The organism is Actinomadura formosensis NBRC 14204, assembly GCF_001552155.1.
Classification (GTDB): Bacteria; Actinomycetota; Actinomycetes; order Streptosporangiales; family Streptosporangiaceae; genus Spirillospora; species Spirillospora formosensis.
The window spans coordinates 19,913-28,140 of record NZ_BCQQ01000097.1; the positions used below are offsets into that span (position 1 = coordinate 19,913).

Consider the following 8,228-nt stretch of genomic DNA (forward strand, 5'->3'; position numbering starts at 1 on the left):
CGGACCGGACGTTCGCTGTCCTGCCGCTGGTCGATTCGTGACGTTCGCCCCGTGCGTCGTTGGACCTTACACCACGTTATCCGTGCCAGTCGGGCCGGACGCAGAACGTCCGCGCCGCAGGTCCCGGCCGATTCCCGCGCCGGTCACGCGGGCCGTGACGGTGCGCGCCCGGACCTTCACACAGCGAGCCGCGGGCCGTCCGGCGACCGGGCGGCCCGCGGCTCCCCCCACCCCCCGTCAGGCGAGCGCGGGCTCTCCCGTGGTGACGCTCACCGACAGGTCCTCCAGCACCTCGCTCAGCCGATCCAGGGCGCTCGCGATCCACGGCAGGGCCGCCGGCGCCGGCGCGGCCAGGGCCGCGTGGCGCTGCTCGTCGTCCTCCCCGTAGAGCAGGCTCGGCGCGACCCGCATGCGCAGCGCCGACGGGGCGTCTCCGAACGAGCTGCCGGGCAGGACGCCGACCCCGTACCGCTCCAGCAGCAGGTGGGTGAGGTCGGCGGCGGTGCGGACGCCGTGGTTCTCGCTCAGCACGTCCCGCAGCGGCCCGAAGTCGGGGTAGAGGTAGAAGGCCGCTTCCGGACGGGGTACGCGCGCCCCCGCGGCGGCGAACCGGTCGGCGACCGCGCCGGCGACCGCCGCGTGCAGGCGGCGGCTGCGGTCGATGTGCTCGACCAGTTCGGGCGGCTCCGCGAACGCGTAGGCGGCGGCGTGCTGCATCGGCGCCGGGGCGCTGGACCAGATCTCGCTCGCCACCCCGAGCAGGCTGTCATGCAGCGCGCGGCCGAACGGCCCCTCCGGCAGCCGCGCGACGCCCAGCCGCCAGCCGCCCGCCGCGAGGCTCTTGCTCAGCGCGGTCGTCACGACGGTCCGCTCCGGCGCGTACAGGGCCGGGCTCGGCACCGCGCGTTCCGGCGCATGCACCAGGTCGCGGTAGATCTCGTCGGAGATGACGACCAGGTCGTGCTCCCGCGCGACCGCGCACAGCCGCCGGACGGTCGCCTCCGAGGCGACCGTCCCCGTCGGGTTGTCGGGCAGCGTCACCACCACGGCCCGGACGTCGCGGCCCCGTGTGCGGGCCCGCACCACGGCGTCGGCGAGCAGTGCCGGGCTCGGCACGCCGCCCTCGCCGGGCGGGGTGGCGACACGGATCGGCTCCGCGCCCGCCAGCGAGGCCTGCGCCGCGTAGCTCACCCAGCTCGGCGCCGCCACCACGACGTCGCCGCCCAGCGAGGCCAGCAGCGCGAACAGCAGCGGCTTGCTGCCGGGCCCGGCGACGACCGTGGACGGGTCGGTGGGCAGCCCGCGCCGGGCCCAGTACCCGGCCGCGGCGGCGCGCAGCGCGGCCGACCCGGCGACCGGGCCGTAGGCGCCCCGGCCCGCGGCCGATTCCAGCTCGCGGGCCAGGGCGGGATGTATGGGGATCCCGGCCTCCCCGAAGCCGAGGGGGAGCACGCGTTCGCCCTCCCTGCGCTTGCGGGCGATCGCCTCGTTGACCGCGAGCGTCGCCGACAGCGGGACCTGACGGGGCGAGAAGGACAGCGCCCGGACGGATGCGGGTCGATTCTGAAGGGGCTGGTTCTGGGTAGGCATCAATGCTCCAAGGGCATGACGAAATTACGGTGGGTGACCGTTGAATTCCCGTGTGCGACCCGGCCGGGCACAGATCAAATGTTGCCCGCATCGAGCATCATTACAAGCGAGTCTCATCGATGCTGACCATAAGGTGGTCTGATGCTTGAACTGCGCAGGCTGCGACTGCTCACCGAGTTCGCCCGCCGCGGCAGCATCGCCGCGACCGCCTCCGCTCTCGGATACACCCCTTCCGCGGTCTCCCAGCAGCTCGCCACGCTCGAACGGGAGGCCCGCGTCCCGCTGCTGGACCGCACCGCCCGCAGCGCCGAGCTGACCGACGCGGGACGCCGGCTCGCCGAGCGCGCCGAGGAGATCCTCGGCCTGGTCGAGGCGGCCGAGGCGGAGCTGTCGGCGCAGGCCGACGCGCCGTCGGGCCGGATCGTGGTGACCTCGTTCCCGACCGCCGCCGTCGCGCTGGCGCCCGCGCTGGCGCGCAGCCTCGGCGAGCATCCCGGGCTGACGTTCGTGCTGCGGCAGACGGTGCCCGGCGCCGGCATCGGCCAGGTGCAGAGCGGCGAGGTCGACATCGCCCTCATCGACGACTGGACGGGCAAGGTCCCCGACCAGGCGCCCGCCGCGCTGGAGTTCTTCCACCTGCGCCGTGATCCGCTGGTGCTGGTCGTCCCGCATTCGCATCCGCTGTCGGACCCGGACCGGCCCGTCGACCTGCAGCGGCTCCGGGAGGAGCCGTGGATGGCCGCGCCGCCCGGTGAGCCGTCCCGGCAGGCCGTCGAGCGGCTGCTGGACGCCGTCGGCGGTGCCCGCCCGGTGCCCTGGGAGTTCGAGGGGCTGCACACGATCCTCAGCCTGGTCGCGCGGGGCCTCGGCATCACCGCGGTGCCCGCGCTGGCGCTGGCCGCCGGCGACCGGGGGGTGGCGGTGCGGCGCATCCCCGAGTGCACGCTGGCCCGCGAGGTGTACGCCGTCACCCGGGCCGCGAGCGTGCGCAGGCCGTCGGTGGCGGTGGCGCTGCGCGCCATCTACGCCGCCGCGCGGGACGTCCAGACGATCCCGCCGGAGGGCTGATCCGGATAAAGGTTGACCCGAAAAGAGGGCCAACCCTGGATGAGAACAGCGCCGATCCGCGTTTAAAGTCGTAGTAAGGCCGTTCCACCGGTTCGACTCCGGCCGCATCCCGGCCGCATCCGGCCGCGACCCGCACTTCAGGGGTCCCGTCGCCGAACCAAGGAGGGAACGGGCGCACGGGCCCTGATCGTCCCAAAACGGACGGACGCGTGCGGATCATCACGTACCGTGGGGCGAACCGTGAGCACATCCGAGTCCATGAACATCGATCGGGGAGCACAGCGCTCGATGGAACGACCGGCGACAAAATCCGCAGAACCCCCCGGGGAGGTTCCCGCGTCCGAGGCCCCATCCGAGGCCCCGGGTGGTCTGACCCGGGCGCCGAGGGACGGCCACGCAGGGGCCGGCGGGCACCACCTGTTCGAACTGCCGCGGGTGACCGCGCTGCTCATGCACGCGTTCCCGCGCTTTGTGGAGGGCGTCATCGCGCCCGTGGTGGTGTTCTACACCGCGCTCATGCTGCTCGGCCTGAACGGCGCGCTCATCGCCGCCGTCGTCTGGGTGTACGGCGGCATCGTCTACCGGTATGTGCGCGGCCATCCGGTGTCGGGGATGCTGCTGCTGGCCGCGGTCGGTGTGACCGTCCGCGCGGGGCTGGCGGCCGCCACGCACAGCGCGGTCATCTACTTCCTACAGCCGACGCTCGGCACGCTCGCCGTCAGCATGGCCTTCCTCGCCTCGGTCCCGCTCGGCAAGCCCCTCGCGATGAAGCTCGCCAAGGACATGGCGCCGATCCCCGACGCGTTCTACAAGCACGCCAGGGTCCACCAGTTCTTCCTGCGGATCTCGCTGCTGTGGTCGGCGGTCCTGCTGGTGAACGTGGGGGTCAGCCTCTGGATGCTGTTCAACGAGTCGCTCAGCATGTACCTGTGGATCCGCACCGGCGTCGTCGCCGGGCTGGGGGCGATCGGCATCGCCCTCTCGGTCTGGGGCTTCAAGCGTGTCGTGCATCACATCAACCGCGAGCCCGTCCCGTCCGGGGCCGCCGCCTGAGCAGCGGTTCCCCAACGAACGCCCCGAACTTCCCCAAGGTTCGGGGCGTCTCCATGTGTAGCTACATTCATTCGACGGGTTTGGGGGAGTTCGTGGCGACTAATGGGCGGCTGGCGCTGGTGCTGACCGGCGGCACGGGCGTGGTGGCGATGCTCGTGACCGGCTGCGGGGTCGGCGGCGCGGGCAAGCTGGCCTCGGGCGGGTCGGACACCGCGGTGACGATCACCCCGGCCAACGGGACCGCCCAGGTCAAGCCGGACGGCACCATCGAGGTGAAGACCTCGGGCGGCAAGCTGCAGAACGTCACCGTCCAGGGCGGGGGCGCGACCATCACCGGCGAGTTCGGCGACGGGCGCAAGACATGGCGCTCCACCCGCACCCTGACCCCCGGCACGTCCTACACCGTGACCGCGCAGGCCCGCGACGGCGGCAAGACCCGCACGGCGACCAGCGCGTTCACCACGCTCAAGCCGAACGGGACACTGTCGATCACGGATGTGACCCCGAACGTCACGGGCGAGAAGGTCGGCATCGGGATGCCGATCTTCGTCCGGTTCAACCGCCCGGTCACCGACAAGGCCGCCGTGGAGCGGACGCTGCGCGTCACGCCGGACAAGCCAGTCGAGGGCGCCTGGCGCTGGCTGGCGCCCGACCAGGTCGTCTACCGGACGAAGACCTACTGGCAGCCGCACCAGACGGTGCGCTTCCACGCCGCGCTGGCCGGGGCGAACGCGGGCGGCGGCGTGTACGGGGCCAAGGACGCCCAGGCGACGATCAGCATCGGCGCCGCGCAGATCACCACCGGCGACATCGGCGGGCACCACATGACGGTGACGCGGGACGGCAAGAAGCTGCGCACGATCCCGTTCAGCGCCGGCAACGGGCAGACGCGGGAGTTCACCACCACCAGCGGCGTCCACCTGCTGATGGAGAAGGGCAACCCCGTCACGATGACGTCCCCGGGCCGCCAGGAGGGCGACGCCGGCTACTACAAGACGGTCGTCAACTACGCGGTCCGCTTCTCCAACAGCGGCGAGTACGTGCACTCGGCGCCCTGGTCGGTCGGATCGCAGGGGTCGGCGAACGTCAGCCACGGCTGCCTGAACGTCAGCCCCGCCAACGCGAAGTGGTTCTACGACGTCGTGCAGCGCGGCGACGTCATCAAGCTCACCGGCAGCGACCGCGAGGTCGAGTGGGACAACGGCTGGAGCTTCTGGCAGATGTCGTTCGACAAGTGGCGCGAGGGCAGCGCCCTCCGCTGAACCTTCCGCTCGAGCCCACCGCAGAGCCCTGCCGCCGGGTCCCGCGGAGGTCCGTCATCGCGTCCGGGGCCGGAGGCCGGCTCCGGATCACCCGCCGTGCAACGCTTTGATCTCGGACCCCCGCCGAAACGCCCGGACGTGGCATGATCTCGATTTTTTGTCGCTAATGTCTCCCTGATAGACGGCGGGGTAGTGGAGGTTCGAGGTGCAGCGGAGGTTTTCCGCAGGGGTCCGGGCCGGCGCGGGGATGGCGGGGGTTGTACTCCTCCTCACGACGGCCTGCAGCGGGGGCGAGAAGGACGCCGGTGTCACCGTGGGCGAGAAGGGCGACGCGAGCGTCCCGCAGGTGACGATCAATCCGGGTGACGGCAACACCAAGGCCGCGCCGGAGAACGGCGTCGTCGTGACGGCCGCGGGCGGCACCCTGGAACAGGTGTCCGTCACGCTCAAGGGCAAGCCGGTGTCGGGCGAGATGGCCGCCGACAAGGCCAGCTGGAGGTCGCGCACGCTGCGCCCCGGCGCCAAGTACCAGGTCACCGCGGTCGCCAAGAGCCCCAAGGGCAAGTCGACGACGGTCAACGCGACGTTCGCCACGGCGAAGGCGGCGAACACGCTGCAGATCGTCGACATCACCCCGAGCAGTAACGAGAAGGTCGGCGTCGGCATGCCGATCCAGGTCGTCTTCAACCGCGCGGTCGCCGACAAGAAGGCCGTGGAGAAGGCCCTGGAGGTCAAGTCCACCAAGCCCGCCACCGGCGCCTGGTTCTGGATGAACGACACCACCGTGATCTTCCGCACGAAGAACGGGGAGTACTGGCAGCCCAACCAGCAGGTCGCGTTCCGGGCGAAGCTGGCCGGCGTCAAGTCGGGCAAGCAGACCTACGGCGTGTCGGACTTCACGCGCAGGTTCCGCATCGGTGACTCGCACATCGTGCACGTCAGCACCAAGACCCACAAGGCCGTCGTCATGAAGAACGGCAAGAAGGTCCGCAGCTGGCCGATCAGCGCCGGCCGCGGTGGACGCGTGGTCAACGGCGTCGACACCTTCCTCACCACCAGCGGCATCCACCTGACCATGGGCAAGGAGAATCCGGCGATCATGACGTCGGAGTGGATGGGCGTCGACCCCAAGGACAAGAAGAACGGCGGCTACAAGGAGGAGATTCCGTTCGCGGTGCGGATCTCCAACAGCGGCGAGTACGTCCACGCCATGGCCGGCACCGTGTGGGCGCAGGGCCGCCAGAACGTCAGCCACGGCTGCGTCAACTCCCCGCCCAGCCAGGCCCGCTGGTTCTACAACTTCTCCTACCGCGGCGACCCGGTGATCATCACCGGGAGCAAGCGGAAGCTCGACTGGAACAACGGCTGGAGCTACTACGAGATGCCGTGGAGCCGGTGGGTCAAGGGCAGCGCCCTCGACCGGACCGTGACCACCGGATGACGTTGCCGGGACCCGCGCGCGGGAAATGGCCGGACGAGGCCGTCTGCGATCGGGGACCCGGTGAGCGAGTCAGCACGTCCACTGCGCCTGCGGCGCCGCGTCCGGCGCAGGGCACACCGTGTCCTGCGCCGTTCGGCGCTCTGGGGGCTGCGCCCGCTGCGCCTGCGGCGTCGCGTCCCGCCGCCCGGTGACCGGCTCCGCGTCCGCGTCCTGCTGCAGAGCGCGCACGGCGCGGGCGGCACGATCCGCACGGTGCTCAACCTGTGCGGGTACCTGGCCCGTGATCACGACGTCGAGATCGTCAGCGTGGTGCGCAACACCGGGAAGCCGTTCTTCCCGCTCCCCGCGGGCGTCACGGTCACCTACGCCGATGACCGCTTCGCCCCCAAGGGCAGGGCGGCCCGCCTGCTGGAGCGGCTGCCGAGCCTCCTGATACCGGCGGACGAGGCGTCGTTCCGCCACGTGACCCTCTTGACGGACGTCCGGCTCCTGCGCGCGGTGTACCGCCCGCCGGTGGACGTTCTCATCGGGACCCGGCCGTCCCTCGTGCTGCTGGCCGCGGAACTCGGCCCGCGCGGCGTCGCCACGATCGGGCAGGACCACATGAATCTGGGCTCCTACCAGCCTCCCCTGCGGCGGCAGGTCCTCCGCGCGTACCGGCGGCTCACCGTCCTCGCCACGCTCACCGAGGCCGCCCGCGCCGACTACGCGGCGGCGCTCGCCGGGACCGGCGTCCGCATCGTGCGGATCCCGAACGCCGCGCCGCCGCTCCCCGCGGTCCCGTCCCGCCGCGAGCACAAGGTCATCCTGGCCGCCGGGCGGCTCGTCCGCACCAAGGGCTTCGACCTGCTGCTGCGCGCCTTCGTGCCGCTCGCCGCCGAGCATCCCGACTGGACGCTGCGCATCTTCGGGTCCGGGGCGCGGCGGGACCGGCTGCAGGCGATGATCGCCGAACTCGGCCTCACCGGACGGGCCGAGCTGCGGCCGAAGACCCCCGACCTGCCGGCCGAGATGGCGCGCGCGTCGATCTACGTCCTGTCGTCGCGCCGCGAGGGCATGCCGATGGTCGTGATCGAGGCGATGGGCATGGGCCTGCCGGTCGTTTCGTTCGACTGCCCGCACGGCCCCGCCGAGCTGATCACCTCCGGTGCGGACGGGCTGCTCGTCCCCGCCGAGGACGTGGACGCCCTCACCGCGGCGCTCCGCAAGCTGATCACCGACCCGGGGCTGCGGGCCCGGCTCGGCGACCGGGCGCTGCGGTCCGTGCGCTCCCACGACATGGAGCACATCGGCCCCCGCTGGTCGCGTCTCATCACGTCGGCCGGTGCCGGGCGGTGATGCCCGCCGTCACGGCGGCCCTGTTTCCGGTCCCGGCGGGTCAGTGGGAATACTGGCGGTGTGAGTGAGGAGTCTCGTTCGGGGGCGGAGCACGCGCGGCTCGTCCTGCCGGAGCTGAAGCTGGACGATCTGCTGACCGAGCTGCAGACCCGGCTGGAGGCGGCCCGGTCGACGCGTGACCGCGTGCACGCGCTGCTGGAGGCGGTCGTCACGATCGGCGGCGACCTGGAACTGGCGACGGTGCTGCGGCGGCTCGTCGAGGCCGCCACCACCCTGGTCGACGCCCGTTACGGCGCCCTCGGCGTCGTCGGTGACGGGGGGGAGCATCTGATCCGGTTCGTCACGACCGGGATGAGCGACGAGGAGATCAAGGCGATCGGGCACTGGCCGCGCGGCGAAGGCATCCTCGGCCTGCTGATCCGCGAGCCGCATTCCCTGCGGCTGGCGGACCTGACCGAGCATCCCGACTCCGCCGG

Annotated in this window: 6 protein-coding genes and 1 pseudogene; 6 read left to right on the plus strand and 1 reads right to left on the minus strand. The window is 71.9% G+C overall.

Features of this window, described 5'->3' with window-relative positions; translation table 11 throughout:
* Positions 1-237: 237 nt before the first annotated feature.
* Entirely contained in the window at positions 238-1,590 is a 1,353-nt protein-coding gene (locus AF1_RS22990; protein ID WP_084263241.1) for a pyridoxal phosphate-dependent aminotransferase, read from the minus strand.
* 141 nt (positions 1,591-1,731) lie between these two features.
* Here AF1_RS22990 and AF1_RS22995 point away from each other — a divergent pair, with 141 nt between their 5' ends.
* The 6 genes and pseudogenes from AF1_RS22995 to AF1_RS23020 form a co-directional block, all read left to right on the plus strand.
* Positions 1,732-2,658, plus strand: coding sequence for a LysR family transcriptional regulator (locus AF1_RS22995; RefSeq protein WP_067803021.1), 927 nt, complete (start codon positions 1,732-1,734; stop codon positions 2,656-2,658).
* Between the two features lie 435 nt (positions 2,659-3,093).
* The gene (locus AF1_RS23000) at positions 3,094-3,711 is read left to right on the plus strand and encodes a VC0807 family protein (protein WP_242608963.1); all 618 of its coding nucleotides are present in this window, start codon (positions 3,094-3,096) and stop codon (positions 3,709-3,711) included.
* Positions 3,712-3,803: 92 nt separating this feature from the next.
* Complete coding sequence (locus tag AF1_RS23005) at positions 3,804-4,973, plus strand: L,D-transpeptidase (RefSeq protein ID WP_131732876.1); 1,170 nt, start codon at positions 3,804-3,806, stop codon at positions 4,971-4,973.
* 247 nt (positions 4,974-5,220) lie between these two features.
* On the plus strand, positions 5,221-6,414 hold the full coding sequence (locus tag AF1_RS23010) for a L,D-transpeptidase (RefSeq protein WP_067803024.1): 1,194 nt from the start codon (positions 5,221-5,223) through the stop codon (positions 6,412-6,414).
* 60 nt (positions 6,415-6,474) lie between these two features.
* The gene (locus tag AF1_RS23015; RefSeq protein WP_242608964.1) at positions 6,475-7,752 is read left to right on the plus strand and encodes a glycosyltransferase family 4 protein; all 1,278 of its coding nucleotides are present in this window, start codon (positions 6,475-6,477) and stop codon (positions 7,750-7,752) included.
* A 60-nt stretch (positions 7,753-7,812) separates the two neighbouring features.
* A pseudogene (locus AF1_RS23020) lies at positions 7,813-8,228 on the plus strand (histidine kinase); the annotation flags it as partial.